Origin of the sequence: Parasynechococcus sp., assembly GCF_042954325.1 — a bacterium.
Taxonomy (GTDB): domain Bacteria; phylum Cyanobacteriota; class Cyanobacteriia; order PCC-6307; family Cyanobiaceae; genus Parasynechococcus.
Window position 1 is genome coordinate 1 of the sequence record NZ_JBGKDS010000076.1, and the last position, 21,378, is coordinate 21,378.

General features: G+C 60.0%; 22 protein-coding genes. 7 read left to right on the forward strand and 15 right to left on the reverse strand.

Features of this window, described 5'->3' with window-relative positions:
* Positions 1-2 precede the first annotated feature (2 nt).
* From ACGVKB_RS09990 to ACGVKB_RS10000, 3 genes are all read right to left on the reverse strand, one after another.
* Complete coding sequence (locus ACGVKB_RS09990; RefSeq protein ID WP_392351614.1) at positions 3-248, reverse strand: hypothetical protein; 246 nt, start codon at positions 246-248, stop codon at positions 3-5.
* Positions 249-316: 68 nt separating this feature from the next.
* Positions 317-928: a DUF4335 domain-containing protein gene (locus ACGVKB_RS09995; protein ID WP_392351615.1), complete on the reverse strand. Its 612-nt coding sequence runs from the start codon at positions 926-928 to the stop codon at positions 317-319.
* 14 nt (positions 929-942) lie between these two features.
* Positions 943-1,479: a DUF3038 domain-containing protein gene (locus tag ACGVKB_RS10000; protein WP_392351591.1), complete on the reverse strand. Its 537-nt coding sequence runs from the start codon at positions 1,477-1,479 to the stop codon at positions 943-945.
* Between the two features lie 7 nt (positions 1,480-1,486).
* Here ACGVKB_RS10000 and ACGVKB_RS10005 point away from each other — a divergent pair, with 7 nt between their 5' ends.
* A complete protein-coding gene (locus tag ACGVKB_RS10005) occupies positions 1,487-2,041 on the forward strand; it encodes an adenine phosphoribosyltransferase (protein WP_392351616.1) in 555 nt (184 codons plus the stop codon).
* On the opposite strand, the gene ACGVKB_RS10010 is transcribed toward ACGVKB_RS10005, so the two are convergent.
* Genes ACGVKB_RS10010 through dapB form a run of 5 tightly spaced genes read right to left on the reverse strand, consistent with a single transcriptional unit; the run spans position 2,032 to position 5,262 of the window.
* A complete protein-coding gene (locus ACGVKB_RS10010) occupies positions 2,032-2,244 on the reverse strand; it encodes a DUF2949 domain-containing protein (protein ID WP_392351592.1) in 213 nt (70 codons plus the stop codon). The two genes, ACGVKB_RS10005 and ACGVKB_RS10010, sit on opposite strands and share 10 nt — an antisense overlap.
* 20 nt (positions 2,245-2,264) lie before the next feature.
* The gene (locus ACGVKB_RS10015) at positions 2,265-3,416 is read right to left on the reverse strand and encodes an FAD-dependent monooxygenase (protein WP_392351593.1); all 1,152 of its coding nucleotides are present in this window, start codon (positions 3,414-3,416) and stop codon (positions 2,265-2,267) included.
* 38 nt (positions 3,417-3,454) lie between these two features.
* A complete protein-coding gene (locus tag ACGVKB_RS10020) occupies positions 3,455-3,706 on the reverse strand; it encodes a high light inducible protein (RefSeq protein WP_392351594.1) in 252 nt (83 codons plus the stop codon).
* Positions 3,707-3,757: 51 nt separating this feature from the next.
* Positions 3,758-4,408, reverse strand: coding sequence for a hypothetical protein (locus ACGVKB_RS10025; RefSeq protein ID WP_392351595.1), 651 nt, complete (start codon positions 4,406-4,408; stop codon positions 3,758-3,760).
* Between the two features lie 14 nt (positions 4,409-4,422).
* On the reverse strand, positions 4,423-5,262 hold the full coding sequence (gene dapB / locus ACGVKB_RS10030) for a 4-hydroxy-tetrahydrodipicolinate reductase (RefSeq protein ID WP_392351596.1): 840 nt from the start codon (positions 5,260-5,262) through the stop codon (positions 4,423-4,425).
* Positions 5,263-5,379: 117 nt separating this feature from the next.
* Between dapB and ACGVKB_RS10035 the strand changes: the two genes are divergently transcribed.
* Complete coding sequence (locus ACGVKB_RS10035) at positions 5,380-9,390, forward strand: magnesium chelatase subunit H (protein ID WP_392351597.1); 4,011 nt, start codon at positions 5,380-5,382, stop codon at positions 9,388-9,390.
* A gap of 54 nt (positions 9,391-9,444) precedes the next feature.
* Here the strand turns inward: ACGVKB_RS10035 and ACGVKB_RS10040 are convergent, their stop codons facing one another.
* The 4 genes from ACGVKB_RS10040 to ACGVKB_RS10055 all read right to left on the reverse strand — a co-directional run bounded on the left by ACGVKB_RS10040 (position 9,445) and on the right by ACGVKB_RS10055 (position 12,169).
* A complete protein-coding gene (locus tag ACGVKB_RS10040; protein ID WP_392351598.1) occupies positions 9,445-10,197 on the reverse strand; it encodes a hypothetical protein in 753 nt (250 codons plus the stop codon).
* Between the two features lie 188 nt (positions 10,198-10,385).
* On the reverse strand, positions 10,386-11,165 hold the full coding sequence (gene folP / locus ACGVKB_RS10045; protein ID WP_392351617.1) for a dihydropteroate synthase: 780 nt from the start codon (positions 11,163-11,165) through the stop codon (positions 10,386-10,388).
* Between the two features lie 43 nt (positions 11,166-11,208).
* Positions 11,209-11,940: a triose-phosphate isomerase gene (tpiA, locus tag ACGVKB_RS10050; RefSeq protein WP_392351618.1), complete on the reverse strand. Its 732-nt coding sequence runs from the start codon at positions 11,938-11,940 to the stop codon at positions 11,209-11,211.
* A 31-nt stretch (positions 11,941-11,971) separates the two neighbouring features.
* Positions 11,972-12,169 carry an RNA-binding S4 domain-containing protein gene (locus tag ACGVKB_RS10055; RefSeq protein ID WP_392351599.1) on the reverse strand — a complete coding sequence of 66 codons (198 nt, stop codon included), beginning with the start codon at positions 12,167-12,169 and terminating at the stop codon, positions 11,972-11,974.
* A 41-nt stretch (positions 12,170-12,210) separates the two neighbouring features.
* Between ACGVKB_RS10055 and ACGVKB_RS10060 the strand changes: the two genes are divergently transcribed.
* Both ACGVKB_RS10060 and ACGVKB_RS10065 read left to right on the forward strand, forming a co-directional pair.
* On the forward strand, positions 12,211-13,956 hold the full coding sequence (locus ACGVKB_RS10060) for an ABC transporter ATP-binding protein (protein ID WP_392351600.1): 1,746 nt from the start codon (positions 12,211-12,213) through the stop codon (positions 13,954-13,956).
* 100 nt (positions 13,957-14,056) lie between these two features.
* Positions 14,057-14,296, forward strand: coding sequence for a DUF6447 family protein (locus tag ACGVKB_RS10065; RefSeq protein WP_392351601.1), 240 nt, complete (start codon positions 14,057-14,059; stop codon positions 14,294-14,296).
* Between the two features lie 23 nt (positions 14,297-14,319).
* Here ACGVKB_RS10065 and ACGVKB_RS10070 read toward each other — a convergent pair whose 3' ends face one another.
* The 3 genes from ACGVKB_RS10070 to carB are packed head-to-tail and all read right to left on the reverse strand — an operon-like array spanning position 14,320 to position 19,757.
* Complete coding sequence (locus ACGVKB_RS10070) at positions 14,320-15,672, reverse strand: alanine/glycine:cation symporter family protein (RefSeq protein ID WP_392351602.1); 1,353 nt, start codon at positions 15,670-15,672, stop codon at positions 14,320-14,322.
* A 55-nt stretch (positions 15,673-15,727) separates the two neighbouring features.
* The gene (locus tag ACGVKB_RS10075; RefSeq protein ID WP_392351603.1) at positions 15,728-16,393 is read right to left on the reverse strand and encodes a DUF3386 domain-containing protein; all 666 of its coding nucleotides are present in this window, start codon (positions 16,391-16,393) and stop codon (positions 15,728-15,730) included.
* Positions 16,394-16,418: 25 nt separating this feature from the next.
* On the reverse strand, positions 16,419-19,757 hold the full coding sequence (gene carB / locus ACGVKB_RS10080) for a carbamoyl-phosphate synthase large subunit (protein ID WP_392351604.1): 3,339 nt from the start codon (positions 19,755-19,757) through the stop codon (positions 16,419-16,421).
* 112 nt (positions 19,758-19,869) lie between these two features.
* On the opposite strand from carB, the gene ACGVKB_RS10085 reads away from it, so the two are divergent.
* Genes ACGVKB_RS10085 through ACGVKB_RS10095 form a run of 3 tightly spaced genes read left to right on the forward strand, consistent with a single transcriptional unit; the run spans position 19,870 to position 21,365 of the window.
* Complete coding sequence (locus tag ACGVKB_RS10085; protein WP_392351605.1) at positions 19,870-20,505, forward strand: DUF3318 domain-containing protein; 636 nt, start codon at positions 19,870-19,872, stop codon at positions 20,503-20,505.
* Complete coding sequence (gene rsfS / locus ACGVKB_RS10090; protein ID WP_392351606.1) at positions 20,498-20,854, forward strand: ribosome silencing factor; 357 nt, start codon at positions 20,498-20,500, stop codon at positions 20,852-20,854. The genes ACGVKB_RS10085 and rsfS overlap by 8 nt, the downstream gene beginning before the upstream one ends.
* Before the next feature lie 16 nt (positions 20,855-20,870).
* On the forward strand, positions 20,871-21,365 hold the full coding sequence (locus ACGVKB_RS10095) for a CGLD27 family protein (RefSeq protein WP_392351607.1): 495 nt from the start codon (positions 20,871-20,873) through the stop codon (positions 21,363-21,365).
* Positions 21,366-21,378 lie beyond the last annotated feature (13 nt).

Consider the following 21,378-nt stretch of genomic DNA (forward strand, 5'->3'; position numbering starts at 1 on the left):
CCTCATGGCACGAGCTCGTATCCAGCCCCACGCATCCAGCGCTCAAATTCAATCAGGACCAGTTCATTCGGACAGTCGATCAGCGTCAGCTGACCCACGGTGCAATCGCCATAACCACTGTGGTGCAGCGTTAAGTGATAACCCGATCCGCTCAGTCCACAGACTTCCGGATCACTGCGGACCACCACATCAAGGGACGCACCGATCCGGGCAACCCGTCGCCTCAGATCAGACCAGCTGGAGGGCATCTCAGACGACGAGCTCATGACAGGAACGAAAAGAACAGCAAGCGCGGGCCAAGGTCAGCGTTGAACGGTCAGGGCTGAGCCGTGTCAGCGGACAGCTCTGATTGTTGTTCAACGGCGGCCGGCTCCTGCAACGGTGGCAGGGGCAAGACCATGGCTCCGGCAGCTCCGAGCACCAACGCCAGACCACCGAGCATGGGTGAGGCCAGGCGACGATGCAGAGGAATCCGCTCCACCAGCTCGCGCCGATGCAAGGGCCGATCGAGCGGGAGATTCCAGCTCAGCTGCACCCGCTGATCGAGACGAAGACGATCCAGGCAACGCACCAGATCAGCTAAGTCAGCGTCATCGAGATGCAGCTGCAGGGGATCCACACCGTCACGGCTGCTGCGCAGTTCCAGTTGATGGCCAGCACCATCCGGACCAATGGACACAAAGCCCTCCTCGGAACCAAAGCGTTTCGGAGCTTTGGACAGGCAATGGCGGGCGTAGGGCATCACCACGGCCATCATCGCCTCGAGGTGTTCACGGGTGCCCTCCAGTTCCGGGGCAGACACGAGTTGCAACCGCCAGCCGGACAGGATGCCGATCCTGTCGTCGCCCTGTCCCGCCGACAGATCTGGAAACCCCTCGACGGTCAAGCGAGCGGCGGATTGTTCGTAGCGATACGTACTTTTCTGCATGCGTTCAGGACGCCTCAAGGCGTGGGGTCGAGCAGTGTCGCGCGGAGCCGGTCAATTCCCCCCGGTCCGGCGACCAGGGCAAGGGTCTGAATCAACTCACGGTGCAAGGCAGGGCGGGTGTTGGGATCCTGCAACCGCACCACGGCCCCCCGACGGGGGTTCATCCGTTCGTCGACCAAATCAGAGAGACGTTCGTACACCAGATTCCAGCGCTGCTCCGTGAGCTGTTCGGGCTCACGGGTGGACAGCAGTTGATGGAGCATGGGGTAGAGCCGCTCCGCCATCGCACAGACCAGACAGATCAGAGATTCAGCGTCGATGGGATCAAGTTGATCCCGGCGGGTCGATTTGCGCAGGGGGTTATGGCAACGGCGTTTCCACAACTCAACCCGGTTCGGAAAGCGCTGCTGCAAACCCATCTGATGGCTGGTCCAGAGCATGGCCTCGCCGCCGTTGAGATCGAGGGCCTCGATGGTGAGCAGCAGCAGATCGAGCCGTTCAACACCTCGACGGCCGAGCCGGACACCGCTTTGTGCTGGAGCTTCTGTCATGGCTGGGATGATGGCAGGGATCAGGCCCATGCGTCACCACCTTTTGGATCTTCAGCCCTTCATTCGAGCGATTCCGGATTTTCCGAAGCCCGGAATCTTGTTTCGGGACATCAATCCACTGCTGCGCTCGCCCGAGGCCATGGGTGAGGTGTTGGATCACCTGGGACGCGTTTGTGAAAGCGTCAAGCCAGATCTGATTGTTGGCATTGAATCCAGGGGCTTCATCGTTGGTATGCCCTTGGCCCTGCGCCAGGGACTGGGATTTATCCCCGTCCGCAAACCGGGAAAACTGCCCGGTGCTGTGATCGGCCTGGACTACGCCCTGGAATATGGCAGTGATCGCCTGGAAATCCAGGCCGATGCCTGTGCCGATGGCCAGCGCATTTTGGTGGTGGATGACCTGCTCGCCACCGGTGGAACGGCAGCAGCGACGGGTCGACTGGTCGAGCAGGCCGGTGGCACCGTTGTGGGATATGCCGTTGTGATCGAACTTGTCGGCCTCAACGGCCGACGTCAGCTCCCGCCTGATGCTCAGGTCACTTCGGTTCTGACCTACCCCTGACCTTCAAGCCAATCGAGCACCTGTTGGAGCTGCTCGAGGTTGAGCAAGCCGAAACTCCAGAGCACGATCGGCAAAGGCGACTGCTCGAGCTCGGCTTGGCGCAGGCCGAGCTCGAGCGCCTCAGGACTCAGACCAATCTGACGCTGGAGAAAGTGCTGAAGGGCCCGCGAAGGGGGCGGTTGCGGATGAGAACAAGCCACCATCCACTCGAAGCGGTAGGTCTTCAGTCTGGCGAGGACCTCAACAGCTGCAGGGGGCCATCGGTCATGGCACGCAAACTCAAACGACGCAGCAGACCGATTCGCGCGAGCGCTTCAACGGCGAGCCAACGCAATGGCAAGAGCACACCCAGACGGTTGGAGAAGAAACGCACCAGGGCATCCGTCGCTGTGCCGACCAACACCACATCGATGGTGCGTTGGCGGCCGTAACGCCGGGCCATCCTTGCGGGCACAGCGCCGGAGCGAACGACCGCAGCCAAGGCCTCCACATCTCTCCAACAGAGGTTCAACCCCTGCCCTCCCACCGGATGGCAGCGATGGGCTGCTTCACCCAGCAGGACACCGGAGCCGTGACTGAACCGCCGGGCCAGCATCCATTCCTGGGGAAAGGCGGCGGGTTGATCGAGCAACAGATCCGGTTCCACCCCGCGGGGCAACACACCGGCCAATTGATCGAGGAAGGCTGCAACGGGAAGCGCTGCCCGTTGCTGGCAGCGATCCAGCGGTGCACTCCACACCACTTGATAGGTCTCACCACCCAAGGGCAGGACAGCCATCGGCCCCTCCGGACGGAACAGCTCAAAGGCCGTGCCGGAACGGACGCCCCTGAGCACCACTTTCGCGGTCAGACATCCCTGGCGATAGGACCAACGCCAAACCCCGATTCCCCAGGAGGTGCGGGTGCTGGAGCGCGGACCATCGGCGGCCACCTCAAGCACTGCAGAGGGCGAGGACGGAATTGGTTCGTTGTGAGCCAGCGACAGCTGGACCGATGGATGCTGGGCGAGTCGCTGCAGCAACAGCGCCATCAGCGGACGGTGGTCAAGAATCCAGCCAATGGCGCCATGGCGCTGGTTGGAGACTGAGAGGTCATCGAGACGAAAAACAGCCCGCCGCTGGGTGGCCTGATCACGGAGATCCAGCCGATCAAAGGGAACCAGATCGGAGCGCAGGAGATCCCAAAGTCCAAGGCGACACAGCAGCCTCCGACTGGAGTGGGTGATGGCGTAAGCGCGACTGCGGCTCTGCAACTCGGCAGCCGACAGCCGATCATGCAAAACAACAAAACAGCCCTGCTCTGCAAGAGCGAGGGCTGCGAGGGAGCCGGTCGGACCGGCTCCGGTGATTTGAATGGACGGACTGGTCGAAGCCATCGGTGGAGTTTGACGAACTCCAGGCCGTGACCGTGGAATCAGCCCAGGCCCAGCAGACCGTGGGTGAAAGCTTCACCGCCGAGGGCAATTTCGGTGGCGAGCAGAGCGATGAATCCCAACATCGCCATGCGGCCATTGAGCTTCTCAGCGCGCTCGTGGAAACCCCAACCTTGCTCGGCCTCAACAACCTGCATGCGGGGCTCGGAAGCAAAGGCGTTCAATCGGCCGCCATCTTCCGTGGTGACGGTGGCGCCACGGATCACGGAAGGGGTGGAGGAAGACTGGGTCATGACCGGCCTGGGTTGCATTGCTAAGAAGTGTAAACCAGGTTTAAGAAATGTTCACCTACGGGCCAGGCGGAGCTGGCAGAGCTCTTCAAAGGCAGGACGCAACAGAAAGGGGTACTCACCCACCCACAGGCGAAGTCCAGGCAGCCAGGCATCGCTGAGGGCCCCGACTCGGGAAAAATCCTTGCGCTCGCTCAACACCAGGCAACGCACCACAGCGCCGGCACGAATGGATTGATGCTTCTTCTCCATGGGGAACGACACACGTCCCAGGTAGCCGTCCTCGTCCTCGAGCTCCAGGAGCATCCAGGTTCGGCGGTTTTCCACCAGCTCAAGGTTGCCGCGGCTGTCGGCCTGCTCATGGCTGTTCTCAACCCGTTCGCGGGTCTGCACATCCGCCACCTCCCCCTCAAACAGCGCCGCAGCGGGATAACGGCGCAAGGTGGCATTGCGCTGGCCGGCCTCCAGGATGGGCCCCCAGAGCACATAGAGCAGAAAAACCACTCCGATCACAAGCCAGACCGGTCCCCAGCGGCTTGCCATCTGGCTTTGGCTGATCAACAGCGTGATCACGCCACCAATGGCGGCAATCATCAGGCGTTGCAGCACCTGCTGAGGCTTACCCAAGGCAAAGCGGAACTGATTGCCGGTGGCGACAGCCGGAATCAATCGCTGCAGCTCACCGGGACGAAGGGGGATCAGCATCGAATCAAGTCCAATCAGATCAGACGCTCAAGGCCATACACCAGGGCGTCAAGGGTGCGCACCTTGCGCACCGTGAGCAGCACCCCAGGCATGTAGGCCGAACGATCGATCGTGTCGTGGCGCAGGGTGTAGGTCTCACCGGGCGCACCAAACATCACTTCCTGATGGGCCACAAGGCCCGGCAAACGCAGGGAATGGAGACGCAAACCACTTTCACGGCGTCCACCTCGGGAGCCCTCGAGCGATTCGTGCTCATCCACCTCAGCGGGGTTGAACTGCTTGCCGAGCTCCTCCATTAATTCAGCGGTTTTGATGCAGGTGCCGCTGGGCGCATCCGCTTTGCGGTTGTGGTGCAGCTCAGTGAGTTCAGCGTGGTCGTAAAAGCGCGCCGCCGCCGCCGCGGCCTGCTGAAGCAGAACCATGCCGACGGAAAAATTGGGAATCACAGCTCCGCCCACGGAGGCTTTGGCGGAGAACTCCTTCAACTCGTTGAGTTGCTGGGGAGACAGCCCCGTGGTGCCGATCACGGGGTGGACGCCATAGGCAATCGCCGCACGGGTGTGCTCGTAGACGACCGATGGGTGTGTGAAGTCGACCAGCACAGCGCCTTGACCGGCTCCGGCATCTCGAACGGACTGACTGACGGCACACAGACAACCTTCGAAATCAGCGGTGACGGCCACTTCAAGCTCACCCAAACCAAGCTCCAAGCCGACATCGGCCCCCTCCTTGCCAGGCGTGTTGTCAATCGCGCCAACCAGGGTGCAGTCCTCCGACGCCACCACAGCTCGGATCACTTCGGCACCCATCCGGCCCAGTGCTCCAGCCACGACCACGGGAATCTGCGAGGACATTGCGAAGCAGAGAAGATCCCTAGAGCCTATGGGGCGACTCGTGTAACGGCCGATCCGAAATTCTCGCGCCCAAGTCGCAGTCGCCGTAAGGTTCTTCACATTGCTCAAGATGCGCAGATGTTCACGCAGGTCCGCTCCGCCGATCGCCGAGTTGTTCCTGCTGAGGGTCAGAACCACACCTCTGTGATGAAAGCGGTGTATGTGGTGCTCGAGCCCCAGTACCAAAACGCGCTCACCCAAGCCGCCACAGCGCTGAATGCCTCGGGGGCTGAGCTTGGGATCGAGCTCAGTGGCTATCTGATCGAAGAACTGCGCGACGACAGCAACTACGCCGATTTCTGCGCTGACGTCGCCCAGGCTGATGTCTTTATCGCCTCGCTGATCTTCATCGAAGATTTGGCACAGAAGGTGGTCGATGCGGTTGCACCGCATCGCGACCGACTCAAGGCCGCCGTTGTCTTCCCCTCGATGCCTGAGGTGATGCGGCTCAACAAGTTGGGCAGCTTCTCCATGGCCCAGCTCGGCCAGAGCAAAAGTGCGATTGCGGGCTTCATGAAGAAGCGGAAGGAGGCCGGCGGCGCCGGCTTCCAGGACGCCATGCTCAAACTGCTGAACACGCTGCCGACCGTCCTCAAGTACCTCCCGGTCGAAAAGGCCCAGGACGCTCGCAGCTTCATGCTGAGTTTTCAGTACTGGCTCGGAGGCACGCCGGACAATCTCCGGAACTTCCTGTTGATGCTGGCGGACAAATACGTGTTCCCCGCAGCGGAAGGCGAAGACCGTCCTGCCATGGAGGTGGCTGAACCAGAGGTGTTCCCGGATCTAGGGATCTGGCACCCCCTCGCTCCATCCATGTTCGAGGACCTCAAGGAATACCTCAACTGGACGTCGAGCCGGACCGATCTCTCGGACGACGCCCGCAAGGGGCCCGTCATCGGCCTGGTGCTTCAGCGCAGCCACATCGTCACCGGCGACGATGCCCACTACGTGGCCACCATTCAGGAGCTGGAATTCCGCGGAGCAAGGGTCATTCCGATCTTCTGTGGAGGCCTCGATTTCTCCAAACCGGTCAACGCTTTTTTCTATGACCCACTGAATCCCGAGCAGCCCCTGGTTGACGGCATCGTGTCCCTGACTGGATTTGCACTGGTCGGTGGACCGGCTCGACAGGATCACCCGAAGGCCATCGAGTCCCTCAAAAAGCTGAATCGCCCCTACATGGTGGCGTTGCCGCTGGTGTTCCAGACCACTCAGGAATGGGAGGACAGCGACCTTGGCCTGCACCCAGTTCAGGTGGCTCTTCAGATCGCCATTCCGGAACTCGATGGTGCGATCGAACCGATCGTCCTCTCCGGCCGTGATGACGCCACCGGAAAGGCCCACACGCTTCAGGATCGGGTCGACGCGATCGCCGAACGGGCGATCCGCTGGTCCTCACTTCGCATCAAACCCAAGGCGGATAAAAAGCTCGCAATCACCGTGTTCAGCTTCCCTCCTGACAAAGGGAATGTGGGTACGGCGGCCTATCTGGATGTCTTCGGCTCCATCCACCGCGTGATGCAGGAGATGAAAGCCAAGGGATACGACGTGCAGAACCTGCCCGCCACCCCCAAGGCCCTGCTGGATGCAGTGATCACCGATCCAGAGGCCTTACAGGGTGCTCCTGAGCTGTCGATCGCGCACCGAATGAGCGTCGATGAATACGAAAGCCTGACCCCCTATTCCAAACGTTTGGAGGAAAACTGGGGCAAACCTCCCGGCAACCTCAACAGCGACGGTCAGAACCTGTTGGTGTTCGGACGCCACTTCGGCAACGTCTTTGTGGGCGTGCAGCCCACCTTTGGCTACGAAGGTGACCCGATGCGCCTGCTCTATTCACGCAGTGCCAGCCCCCACCACGGGTTTGCCGCCTATTACACCTACCTGCAGAAGATCTGGAAGGCCGATGCCGTCCTCCACTTCGGCACCCATGGATCGCTCGAATTCATGCCCGGTAAGCAGATGGGCATGAGTGAAACCTGCTATCCCGACTCGTTGATCGGAGCACTGCCCAACCTCTATTACTACGCAGCCAATAACCCCTCCGAAGCCACCATCGCCAAGCGACGTGGCTATGCCTCAACGATCAGCTATCTGACGCCACCGGCCGAGAACGCTGGTCTCTACAAAGGTCTCAAAGAACTCGGCGAATTGGTCGGTTCTTACCAGCAACTTCGGGAAGGCGGTCGCGGCGTTCAGATCGTCAACACGATTGTGGAGACAGCCCGTCAGTGCAACCTCGACAAGGACGTTGCACTCCCCGAAGACGACGCAGGCTCCATGGATCTGGAGGGCCGTGATGCTCTGGTCGGAGCGGTCTATCGCCAGTTGATGGAGATCGAAAGCCGTCTGCTGCCCTGCGGTCTCCACACCATTGGCAAACCGCCCACCGCCGAAGAAGCGATCGCGACCCTCGTCAGCATCGCGGCTCTCGAACGCGATGAGGATGGCCTGCGCTCCCTGCCCGCGTTGCTTGCGGAGTCGATCGGACGCACCATCGACGACATCTACAAAGGCAATGACGAAGGCGTGCTCGCCGATGTCGAGCTGAACCGCACCATCACCGAAGCCAGTCGGGCCGCGGTCGGGTCGATGGTTCGATCCCTGACGGGCATGGACGGCCGCGTCAGCATGCGCAATGCCTTTGGCTGGTTCTACGACTTGCTGGCCCGGTTCGGCCTCAAGCTGCCCTCGCCATGGTTGCGGGCCTGCTGCAGCTCTGGTTTCACCCAGGTTGACTCCACCGAACTCGACAAACTGTTTGGCTATTTGCGCTTCTGCCTGGAGCAAATCTGCGCCGATATGGAAATGGAGAGCCTGCTGAAGGCCCTCGATGGCGAGTATGTGCTGCCCGGTCCAGGTGGAGACCCAATCCGGAACCCAGGTGTTCTGCCGAGCGGCAAGAACATCCACGCCCTTGACCCCCAGGCCATCCCCACCCGCGCTGCCGTCGCAGCCGCGAAAGGTGTTGTGGACAAATTGATCGAGCGTCAACGCGAAGAGCAGGGCGCATGGCCAGAAACCATTGCGTGTGTGCTTTGGGGCACCGACAACATCAAGACCTACGGCGAATCCTTGGCCCAGATCCTTTGGTTCGTTGGCGTCAAACCGATGCCGGACTCCGTCGGCAGGGTCAACAAACTCGAGCTGATTCCCTTGGAGGAATTGGGTCGACCCAGAATCGACGTGGTCGTGAACTGCTCCGGTGTGTTCCGGGATCTGTTCATCAATCAAATGGCGCTGATCGATCAAGCCGTGAAGATGGCGGCGGAAGCAGACGAACCCCTCGAGCAGAACTTTGTGCGCAAGCACGCCCTCGAACAGGCGGAGAAGGAAGGAACCAGCCTGCGGGATGCTGCCTGTCGCGTGTTCTCGAACGCCAGCGGGAGCTACAGCTCAAACGTCAACCTTGCAGTTGAGAACAGCACCTGGGAAGAGGAAGGTGAACTTCAGGAGATGTATCTCTCCCGCAAGACCTTCGCCTTCAACGCCGATAACCCCGGCGAAATGAATCAGAAGCGCGAGGTCTTTGAAAATGTGATGAAGACCGCTGACGTCACCTTCCAAAACCTTGATTCCGCGGAGATCTCGCTCACGGACGTGAGTCATTACTTCGACTCCGATCCCACAAAGCTGATCGCTGGCCTGCGGGATGACGGCAAAGCACCGACGAGTTACATCGCCGACACCACAACGGCCAATGCTCAAGTTCGCTCCTTGAGCGAAACGATTCGCCTGGACTCCCGCACCAAGCTGCTCAACCCCAAGTGGTACGAGGGCATGCTTGATTCCGGATATGAAGGTGTGCGTGAGGTCGCCAAGCGCTTGAACTTCACCCTGGGCTGGAGCGCCACCAGTGGCGCCGTCGACAACTTTGTCTACGAGGAAGCCAACGAGACGTTCATCAACGACCCTGAGATGCGCAAGCGTCTGATGGAACTGAACCCCAACAGCTTCCGCCAGATCGTGGGCACCCTCCTGGAAGTGCACGGGCGCGGTTACTGGGAAACCTCCGACGAGAACATTGAACAACTCCAGGAGATGTATCAGGAGATCGAAGATCGAATCGAAGGGGTTGTGACGGACTAAATCCGTCCCAGAAGGCCTAAATCAAGTTCGTGAATCATTAAATTCAGACTTGATTTAGGCCACCAAAGGATTCGCGAAACCAGCTTTTTCTTTCCAGTTCTTGCATATACAGCGTCCATTTGAAATCAGGTCACCCGAAGAATCGACCGAGGTCATGAATGACTCGACAGGATTCAGAATTTTAATATTTTTATTCCAAGAACTATAGACAAGTCTATGAGCCTTTCTGAGATGTTCGCCAGGCTCATCAAAGTCCACAGGCACTCCACCCGCTTTCCGGAATTTGAACTGCCTGTAGTTGTCGTCAAAATCCGTATGAACAGTGTTCACAAGGATGGCCTTAAATCGCCTGAAAAAAGGATGCTCCAAGAACCCTTTAACCATCAAGTCGCAGATTTTTGGATCAGACTTACTCTTTAGTTGCGTCGGAATTGACGTAACCTTTTTAATTTTTTTGCGATCATCCCTCGAGGCAGCTGTGTAGCCAAGCTTGTGGATAACGTGCTTTAGATCCACCTGGATCAGCAGAGACTGGGGAGGAGAGGGCTCCTTGGCCAGATCGTGAATATGCCGGCCTTGAAAATTAGCCCCAATCTTGATCGCCATGTCATAGTCATCATTTTCTCCATGGTGTCCAGTTTCCCCAGTTCCTCTAAATTGCTGATGATATTTTTCTCCGAAAAGGCGTAGATCAAGGTCATATGACGTCTTGATAATCGTTGACTTACCAGCACCGCGGAAGCCCGCCACGACGAAACAAGTCTGAAGATCTTGCTCCCCATGCATCCTGTCTTCACCATCAGGCATGGGAATAAAACAGACTCAGTCCAATTTTAACACGTCCTTAACCATTATTTACCGAGACTTAATGATGAGGGTGGCGGTCGACTGGTCTCCTCGGAGATCCTGATAATCGTCCTAAAACTCACGTTCTCTCTTCAACGTCAAGTTGTGACAGCACTCCCGACCCTGGGTGGGGAATGCTTGGACGAACATCACCAAAGTTCCGCTGCCATACGCAGCGTCTGAGCAATGGGACGGACGTCATGGACACGCACAATTGCCGCCCCGGCCTGTGCACATCGGCAGGCAACAGCTGCCGTCCCCCAGAGGCGAGCCTTCGGTCTCGGCTCGTTCAGGACTTCACCAATAAAGCGTTTGCGCGACGGACCGATTAACACCGGGACCGAACCTCCCGTGATTTGTTCCAGCCCCCGAAGCAATTGCAGATTTTGTTCGTGGGTTTTGGCAAAGCCCAATCCGGGATCCCAAATGATCTGCTGCTGATCAACACCCGCCCGCACAGCGGCATCACTCCGTTCGATCAGACCAGCGCGCACCTCAGCCACAACATCCCCGTAGTCAGTCAATTGATCCATCGTTTTGCTGTTCCCCCGGCTGTGCATCAGCACGACTGGGCAGCCTGCATCGGCCACCACGCGCAGCAGATCGGGATCCCTGCGACCGCCACTGACGTCATTGATCCAGTTGGCCCCGGCGTCGAGTGCCGCTGCTGCAACAGGTGCCAAAAACGTATCGACCGAAATCAGGGTGTTCGGACAGCGCTCCCGAATCAGCGTTAAGGCAGGCAACAGCCTGCGACATTCTTCGTCGGGACCCACCTCATCGGCACCGGGTCGCGTGCTCTGGGCACCTAAATCCAGAACATCTGCACCGTTTTGCGTCTGGTAGACAGCCTCTGCCGATGCCTTGTCCCGGGCCAGGAAGCGACCTCCATCACTGAAGGAATCGGGAGTGATATTGATCACCCCCATCACCGCCGTGCGCTGTTGCCAGAACGGAGGCCAGACCAAGGTCTCAGACGGATTTGTAATTGGCGATTCGCGCAAAGCTGTCGGGATCCAGTGACGCCCCACCGACCAGGACGCCATCGATATCACTCATGCCCATCAGCTCATCGATATTGCCCGGCTTGACCGAACCGCCGTACTGAATCACCAGATCCGGAGCACCCACCCAACTGCGAATCAAACCGCAGATGCGGTTGGCTTCTTCGGAGGCACAGGTCTTACCGGTACCGATCGCCCAGATCGGTTCGTAGGCCACCACCAAAGAACCGGGATCGAGATTCTCCAAACCCTGTTCGATCTGACGGCGAATCACACGCTCCGCTTCACCGCGTTCACGCTGTTCATCACTCTCCCCAACGCAGACAATCGGGATCAAGCCATTGTCCTGGGCTGAACGGGCACGCAAGTTGATCTGTTCGTCGCTCTCACTGAAATATTTGCGCGGCTCACTATGACCAACAATCGTGTAGGCCACACCATGCTCCTTCAACATCGCGGGTGAAATTTCCGCGGTGAAAGCACCGGAGGGCTCCCAGTGAACGTTCTGGCTGGCCAAAGACACACAGCTGCCCTTGGCTTGTTCGGCCATGGTCGAGATCGCCGTGAACGGTGGAGCCAGCACGATCTCACGATCATTGGGGGTCTGTTCCAGCTGAGGCAGGAACGCAGCCATGAACTCCCTGGCCTGGGCACAGGTCATGTGCATCTTCCAGTTGCCAGCGATCACCGGTCTGCGCACGCCTTCAAGCCCCACAAAATGTGGAGCCAACTTACGGCGCTGCAGCGACGTTCTCTCCGACAACGCCTGAGTCGGGTCCAAGAACAACGAGATCGCCGGCCAGCAGTTGCCGTCCGCGACGGGTCTCGACAGCACCGTTGACCGTCACGGCTCCAGCCTGAATGTGCTGTTTCGCCTCACCACCGGTCCCGACCCAGCCCATCCACTTCAGGTACTGATCAAGTTTCATCGGCAGCGGTGATCCAGAGATGACATTGATACTGTGCCGGCATGCTTTCTTCCTCCCCAGCGGGCTTCCGCAGACTGCTGCCATTGCTGCGACCGCATCTCCGTCGCCTGACCTGGGGAGCGCTGTGCATGCTGGCCTACGTGGCGTGTTGGCCACTGTTGATGCAGCTTGCGGGACAGTTGATCCCAGCCATCGGAGCCGGGGAGTTGAACCGGGTGATCGAAGTGATCGCCCTCGCCATCAGCGTGTTTCTGATTCAGAAACTGGCTCAGTTCGGCCAAGACTCCCTCCTGGCCGGTCCCGCCTTGCGGGTCAGCCAGGACCTGCGCCGGAATGTGTTCCGCCAGCTTCAGCGCGTGGAGCTGGGGTCCCTGGAAAAACTGTCGTCCGGTGATCTGACCTATCGCCTCACCGAAGACGCGGACCGCGTCAGTGAGGTGATCTACAAAACGATTCAAGACACCGTTCCCAGTGCTCTGCAGTTGGTCGCCGTGTTCGGCTACATGGCCTGGCTTGACTGGAAGCTCTCCGTAGCGATCATCCTGATCGCGCCTCTGGTTGCCGTTCTGATCAGTCTGTTCGGAGCCAAGGTGATGGCCGCAACCGAGCGCAGCCAGAGCAAAGTCAGTGAACTGGCAGGGCTCCTGGGTGAAGCGATTGAAGGCCTGCCGCTGGTGCGCGCCTTTGCGGCCGAACCCTGGTTACAGGATCGATTCGAAACCAAGATTGATCAGCACCGCCTGGCCCGGTATCGCACCTATCGACTGGTGGCTCTGCAGCATCCGGTGATCGGCTTCATCGAGGTGATCGGCATCCTCACGGTGTTAGCCCTCGGGGCAGCCCGCATTGAATCCGGTGATCTCGATGGCCAAGGGTTCAGCAGCTACGTGGCCGGACTGCTGATGTTGATCGACCCCATCAGCCATCTCACCACCAACTTCAACGAATTCCAGCAAGGACAAGCCTCGCTCAAACGTCTACGCGATATCGAACGGGAGCCCAAGGAAGCCGCCGATCCCGTCGAACCGCTCAGCCTCGGGCGGCTCCGTGGTGATCTCGACTTCCGCACCGTGCAATTCGGCTACAACCCTGATGAGCCAGTGCTGAACAACCTCAGCCTGTCGATCAAGGCCGGACAGGTGATTGCCCTCGACGGCCCGTCAGGAGCCGGCAAAAGCACCTTGTTCTCCCTGTTGCTGCGTTTCAACAGAGCACAACAGGGCTCAATCGAACTGGATGGCCATGACCTCAGTCTGCTGCGAGCGCGGGATGTGCGACGACAAGTGGCCCTCGTCCCCCAACGCACCACCGTGTTCTCCGGAACCATCGCAGAAGCGATTCGCTTCGGCCGACAGGCCAGCGATGACGACGTGATCGATGCCGCTCGCCTGGCCAACGCCGATGGCTTCATCCGCAGGCTGCCCGAGGGCTACAACACCATGCTGGAAGAGCGTGGCAGCAATGTGTCCGGAGGACAGCTTCAGCGCATCGCCATCGCCCGCGCCGTTCTTGGCAACCCAGCCCTTCTTTTGCTCGATGAGGCCACCAGCGCCTTGGATGCAGAAGCGGAAGCGGCGGTGCAGCTCGGCCTGAGACGGGCCATGGAAGGGCGCACCGTGCTGGTCATCGCCCATCGTCTGGCCACGGTCCAGGAAGCCGATCGAATTTTGGTGCTGGAGCAGGGCACCATCGTCGACAGCGGATCCCATGACGAGCTGATGCAGCGTGGCGGCCGCTATCGGGAGCTCTGTGAGCGACAGTTCATTCGCGACCTCCAGTCGTCGTAAGCCGCGAACCCTGACGAACGGCTCAACGTTCTGAGACGTTGCATGTCAGCACCCCTACAGTCAGCGAGCCGTACTGCCTCCAACGACTCCGGCACGACTGATGACTGACTCCGCAGCGAACACCCCCAACCCCGTGCTGACCTTCGAAGGGAAGCGTTACGACCTCAACACCCTCCCCGACGACCTGAAGGAACTGGTGCGTGGCATGCAGGTGGCTGACGCTCAGCTGCGCATGCATGAAGACACCCTCAAGGTGCTCGCCGTCGGTCGACAGAGCCTTGCCATGCAGCTCAACGAGAAGCTGAAGAACGTCGCCCCGATGGCCGACGGCCAGGGCTGAACGCCCTGACCGCACCGCCTCTCTCAACGCTCGAAGGTGTAGTCCCGAGAGAGGCGGAACACCGTTCCGCTTAACAGCACCAACGCGACGAGGTTGGGAAGTGCCATCAGACCGTTGAGGGTGTCAGCGACACCCCAGATGGCTCCACTGGTCCCGGCCACGGACGCAAAGACCACCATGGCCACCCAAAGCAATCGGAACGGCATCACCGCGCGTTCTCCGAAGAGGTAGATCGTGCAGCGCTCGCCATAGAAGCTCCAGCCAAGAATCGTGGTGAAGGCGAAGATGATCAGCCCCGCAGTGACCACAAAGCCACTGCCCGGGAGTCCCATGTCGAAGGCGGCGATCGACAGCGTGGATCCGCTCAGGCGCTCACCGGCATTGTCGAGAATCAGATGGGCCTGGGTGGTGATGATCACCAGGGCCGTCATCGTGCAGATCACCAGGGTGTCAATGAAGGTGCCCAGCATCGCCACGGTTCCCTGGCGAACGGGGTCATCGGTTTTGGCAGCCGCATGGGCAATGGGAGCACTACCCAAACCGGCTTCATTGGAAAAGATGCCTCGCTTGAAGCCCATCAGCACCACCTGACCGAAGGCACCACCGACGGCGGCTTCGCCACTGAAAGCATTGCCGACGATTGTGGCCAAGGCCTCTGGAACGGCCGCAATGTTGGCCGCCAGCAGGACCAAACAGGCACCGATGTAGAGCACCGACATCAGAGGAACGAGGGTCGACGCCGCCTGGGCAATCCGGCGGATGCCACCGATGACCACAGCGAAGACCAGAGCCCCCAGAACGATGCCTGTGATCAGACGATCGACCCCTGCAGCTTCCAGGGCGGACGACACTTCAAAGGCCTGAACACCGTTGCCGATTCCAAAGCCAGCGAGCATGCCGAACAGGGCGAACAAGCCAGCCATCCAGCTCCAGCCAGCACCCAAGCCGTTGCGGATGTAGTACATCGGGCCACCGACGAGATGACCGCTGCTGTCGGTTTCACGGAAGTGAACGGCGAGCACGGCTTCGGCGTATTTGGTCGCGATCCCGAACACGGCGATCACCCACATCCAAAACACCGCTCCCGGTCCGCCGACGGCAATGGCACCGGCAACACCCGCAATGTTGCCGGTGCCGACCGTCGCGGAGAGCGAGGTCATCAGGGCCTGAAACGGCGTGATCTCGCCCTCGCTGTCGCGATCGCTGGGACGGAGAACCATGGCGATGCCATAGCCCAGCCGTCGTAACGGCATGAACCGCAGGCCAACCATCAGCAGAATGCCCGTCAGGGCAATCAGCAGAACGGTCGGCCAGCCCCAAACAAGCCCGTTAATCGGACTGTTGATCGCCTGGATTGATGTGTCTAACGAATCCATCGCCAGCGTGTGAATCCGTGGATGGTGTCACAGCTGACGAAGGGGAGCAACGCAATCAGAGCGCTTCGAGATTCTCGAAACGGAAGGTCTGCGATCCAGCGGGCTGATCACCATGGGCCTCGGTGTCGATCACCCGTTCCTGGAGCACCCATGGACCGTTGTCTGAAAGAGGAACAAAAGTGTCCTTGAAGCTGCTGCGGCCGCCGCGGGCTTCACCGGTGGCTGGGTCGGCGTACTGACTGGTGTAGGTGTGGCTGAGATATCCGCGACCGGTCTCCGTCACCGCCGTTGTGAAAATCGTCACCACGGTGCCGTGAATGTGGCGGTGAACCATGGTCACCACGTCATCTTTGATGCGGTAGCGGTCACCTTCGCCTTTGCCACCAACAATCACCTCGGTGCCGACGGCATCGGTGTCACCGGCGGTGAAGGTGTTCTCGGAGTGGGTCTGTTCGAAGGTGCGACGCACCCGGTGGATGGCCACCTCCCAGAGCTGAGAGTTGACCGCCTTGAGCACGGTTTCGTCGTCGATGCCCTCGACGGAGGCCTTCAGATCTTTGCCGATGCTGAAGCGACCTTCGACCCGCTGATCACCCTGGATCCAGACACAACTGCCGCTGTAGCCGCCAAAGCCAGGATCCCAGGTGTAACGGTTCTCGTAGGCACGCTGGAAAACGCCACGGAGGTCAGTTCCAGGCTTGTGGGGGGCTGAGGTCGTCAAGGCAGATCGGACGTGGAGATCAACCCTACCGATGGGATTGGATCAAACCGGAGTGAACGTCTTGAAGCGCATGGATTCCCAACGTTGTTTGTTCCTGAAGCGCTGAGATCGCCTCAACGGCAGCCCGTGCTCCGGCGAGGGTGGTCACCGTTGGAACGGCGTAATCCAGGGCCGCACGACGCAGGTATTTGTCGTCATGGGCCGCCTGGCGGCCAATCGGGGTGTTGATCACCAATTGCACCTGATTGGAGCGGATCAAGTCTTCGATATTGGGTCGCCCCTCATGCACCTTCAGCACAGAGCGCACCTTCAAGCCACCACGCTCCAACGCATCAGCGGTGCCGGAGGTGGCGATCAGATCGAAGCCAAGTTCGATCAGACGAGCAGCCACCGGAACGAGGGCCGCCTTGTCGCGGTCGTGGGTGGAGAGGAACACGGTGCCAGTGGTGGGCAGAGCTTCACCGGCACCCAGCTCTGCCTTGGCATAGGCCATGCCAAACGTGGTGGCCGAGCCCATCACCTCACCGGTTGAACGCATCTCTGGGCCGAGGACCGTATCGGACCCGGGGAAGCGACGAAACGGCAGCACTGCCTCTTTGATCGCCTGCAGGGGAGGAACAGGTTCCTCCTGCAATCCGATCTGCTGCAGCGTTTCGCCGGCCATTAGTCGGGTCGCCAAACGGGCCAGGGGTTGACCGGTGGCCTTCGCCACAAACGGCACGGTGCGCGAAGCCCGAGGGTTGGCCTCAATGATGTAAACGACTTCCTCCCCATCGACACCACGCTGAACGGCGAACTGAAGATTGATCAGGCCGCGCACCTTCAACGCCAGGGCCAGATCCCTGCTCCAACCGCGGATCGTGGTCAATGCAGTCGCTCCGAGGGACACCGCCGGCAAGCAGCAGGCCGAATCTCCGGAATGAATCCCCGCAGGTTCAATGTGCTCCATCAGACCACCGATCACCACGTCACCGCTGTGATCGCAAAGGGCATCCACATCGACCTCGACAGCATTCTCGAGGTACTGATCAATCAACACCGGATGGTCCGGTTCCACCTGAACCGCCTCGCGCATGTAGCGGTTGAGCTCCTGTTCATCAAAGACCACTTCCATGGCACGTCCCCCCAGCACGTAGGACGGACGGACCACCACCGGGTAGCCCACCTGGGCGGCAACGCTGCGGGCTTCCTCTTCGCTTCGAGCCAGTCCATTTCTGGGCTGGCGAATGTCCAGATCACGCAGAATCGCCTCGAATTGTTCGCGATCCTCAGCGCGATCGATTGATTCCGGCGACGTCCCCCAAATCGCGGTTCCTGTGGCCCGGCCCTCCTCACTGCTCAGCCAGTTGAGCAGGGGAATCGCGAGTTTCAATGGCGTCTGGCCACCGAACTGAACCACCACACCCTGGGGTTGCTCCACTTCGATGACGTTGAGGACGTCCTCGAGGGTTAGCGGCTCAAAGTAAAGGCTGTCACTGGTGTCGTAATCGGTGGACACCGTTTCGGGATTGCTGTTGACCATCACCGTGGTGATGCCTTGCTCCTGGGCAGCGAAGGAGGCGTGACAGCAGCAGTAATCGAATTCGATCCCCTGACCGATGCGGTTGGGTCCCCCGCCGAGGATCATCATCTTGCGCTTGTCGGTCGCGCCAGCACTGACTTCATTGGCCGCAGGCCGCGTGGTCAGCGAGCCGTCGGCCGCCAAGGTCTGCAACGGCCGCTCGTAGGTCGAGTAGTGGTACGGCGTTGTTGACGCGAATTCAGCCGCACAGGTGTCGACGGTCTTGAACACGGCGCGGACGCCATGGGCATGGCGGTGACGCCGCACCGCCAGTTCATCCGAGCCTGTCGCCCAGGCGATTTGACGGTCAGAGAAACCAAGCTGCTTGAGTTCAAACAGCTCATCCACCCGCAGATCAGCGAGTTGTTTGCCCTGCAACAGGGTCTGCTCAGCGGTGATGATCCCGCGCAACTTGGCCAAGAACCAGGGATCGATGCTGCTGATGCGATGAATCTCCGCATCGCTGCGACCGCGCAACATCGCCGTTCGCACCGTGAGGATGCGCTCCGGCGATGGGGTCCGCAGCAGGCGATCCATTTCTGAATCCGAGAGCTGCGGCTCATGACGGTCGCCGCCCCAGCCGGACAACCCTGTTTCCAGAGAGCGCATGGCTTTCTGGAAAGACTCCTCAAAGCAACGTCCGATGGCCATGGCTTCACCCACGGACTTCATCGACGTCGTCAGCACGGCAGGACTACCGCGGAATTTTTCAAAGGCGAATCGTGGAATCTTCGTGACCACGTAATCGATCGTGGGCTCGAAGCACGCTGGGGTCTTCCCTGTGATGTCGTTGAGGATCTCGTCGAGGGTGTAGCCGACCGCCAACCGCGCGGCGATCTTGGCGATCGGAAATCCTGTGGCTTTGCTGGCCAGGGCCGACGAGCGACTCACCCGCGGGTTCATCTCAATGACCACCACATCCCCATTGGCGGGATTGATGGCGAACTGAATGTTGCTGCCGCCGGTGGCCACACCGATCTCGCGAATGATGGCGATGGACTGATCGCGCAGCCGCTGGTATTCCCGATCGGTCAGCGTCTGGGCAGGAGCCACGGTGATCGAGTCACCGGTGTGAACCCCCATCGGGTCCAGATTTTCGATGCTGCAGACAATCACGACGTTGTCGGCGAGGTCACGCATGACCTCCAGTTCAAATTCCTTCCAACCCAGCAGGGACTGTTCGATCAGGATCTGGGTGACCGGGCTGGCCTCGAGGCCGCTTTTACAGATCGCGGCGTATTCCTCGGGGTTGTAGGCAATGCCACCACCGCTGCCGCCGAGGGTGAAGGCCGGCCGGATGATGCGGGGAAAGCTGCCAATCGCAGCGCCAACGGCTTCGGCCTCCTCCAGCGACGACGCGATCCCCGATGGGCAGACACTCACGCCGATGCGTTCCATGGCCTGCTTGAACAGGAGCCGGTCCTCAGCCTTCTGAATGGCCTGCAGATCGGCACCGATCAATTCGACGCCATAGCGGTCCAGGGTGCCGTTTTCCGCCAAGGTCACCGCCAGGTTCAAGGCGGTCTGACCGCCCATGGTCGGTAACAACGCATCGGGGCGTTCGGTCTCAATGACCCGCGTCACCACCTCAGGGGTCAGAGGTTCGATGTATGTGCGATCGGCCATTTCCGGGTCGGTCATGATCGACGCCGGGTTGGAATTCACCAACACCACCTCGAAGCCTTCTGCGCGAAGTGCTTTGCAGGCCTGGGTTCCCGAGTAATCAAATTCACAGGCCTGACCGATCACGATCGGCCCGGAACCCAACAGCAAAATGCGGCGCAGATCAGTCCGCCTAGGCATGGGCTGAGGTGAATAGCCAAACAGCTTCAGCTTCCCACGCGGCTGTTTTCGGCCATCTCAACGAAGGGCAGCAAGGAGCTCGCTAACGTTGGTGGACGTGTCCTCGGATGTGATGAGTGAGCTTCAGCGCCTCAAGGGGCTGCTGCCACCGGAAATGCAGAGCTGGGTGTTCGTGGAATCCGCTGCAGCCGTGGAGCCACCGTTGATCACCCTGGAGGAGATCGGCCGCGATGAAGTGGAGATTCAGATTGATCTCGATCGCTGGGATGGGCTGGCGCTGGATCACCGCAACCTGCTGTTCTGGCATGAGGTCGGTCGAATCCAGAACGACACCATCCCCCGCGATGGCTGGGAGATGGCAGCCCTGGCCATTGGTCTTGGTGGTGCCATCGGCGAGCTGTGGGTCCAGGACGGACTGCTGCTGATGATGGCCCTGGGCCTTTCAGGCTTTGCCGGTTATCGGCTTTACCTCAAGAACAATTCTGAGAAACGGCTGCAAGACGCCATTTCCGCCGACGAACGCGCCATCGACCTCGCCTGCCGTTTCGGCTACAGCGTTCCGAACGCCTACCGGAGTCTGGGTGGGGCCTTGAAGGAACTGGTGGAACAGACGCGAAAGAAGCGTCGCCGCAGCTTTTACGAGGATCGCTTGGAGGCGCTGCGCAAGAGTGCCAGCAAAGCCCGGGCTGAGATGGCTCAGCAAGAGGGCTCACGTAGCTCTGTCACCAGTGAAAACGTCTATGGATAGTGAACAGCTGGCCGCACTGGCCGCCGATGCCTGCGATGACCGCAAGGCCACCGACATCCGCATGATTCGCGTGGATGAGGTGTCCAGCCTGGCCGACTGGCTGGTGATTGCTGGGGGTCAATCCGATGTGCAGGTCCGGGCCATTGCCCGTTCCGTCCAAGACAAACTCGAGGACGAAGTGCAGCGCCTCCCCCTGCGCAAGGAAGGGATCAACGAAGGGCGCTGGGCCCTGCTCGATTACGGCGAAGTGATCGTGCATGTGCTGATGCCTGAAGAACGTGGGTATTACGACCTCGAGGCGTTCTGGAGCCACGGTGAAAGCCGGAGCTACCTAGCTTCAGCCCAGTGAAGGGCACTGCGCATTGATGGCCGAGGCTGTGGCCTGCCCTGTTCCCCCTGAGCAGCGACCGCTGGAGGAATTCCAGCAGTTGACTGGATCTTGGTTCTTTTCCTGGCCCACCCCCGAAGGAACAGGTTTGACGCGAGCCCTGACCCTGAGTTGGTTGTTGGTGCTCCCGATCTGCGTCTTGGTAGCCAGCGGCGACTGGACCCTGCGCCATGAACCGGTACGACTGGCCCTGGCTGGGTCCGTTGCCGGACTGGTGCTACCGCTGCTGTTGTTGGTGCGGCAGTGGCTGGGTTGGACCTACGTGTTGAAGCGTCTACTCAGTGAATCGGTCGAGTACGAGGAATCCGGTTGGTACGACGGACAAATCTGGGAGAAGCCACTCTCCTGGCGGGAGAAAGATCTCCTGATTGCTCGCCATGAAGTTCGACCGATCCTCGGCCGGCTCAGCTGGGCCATGGCCACGTCCGCCGGTTTGATGCTCGTCGGGGCGGGCCTCTGTCAGGCTCTTTGATCCACCCGATCAC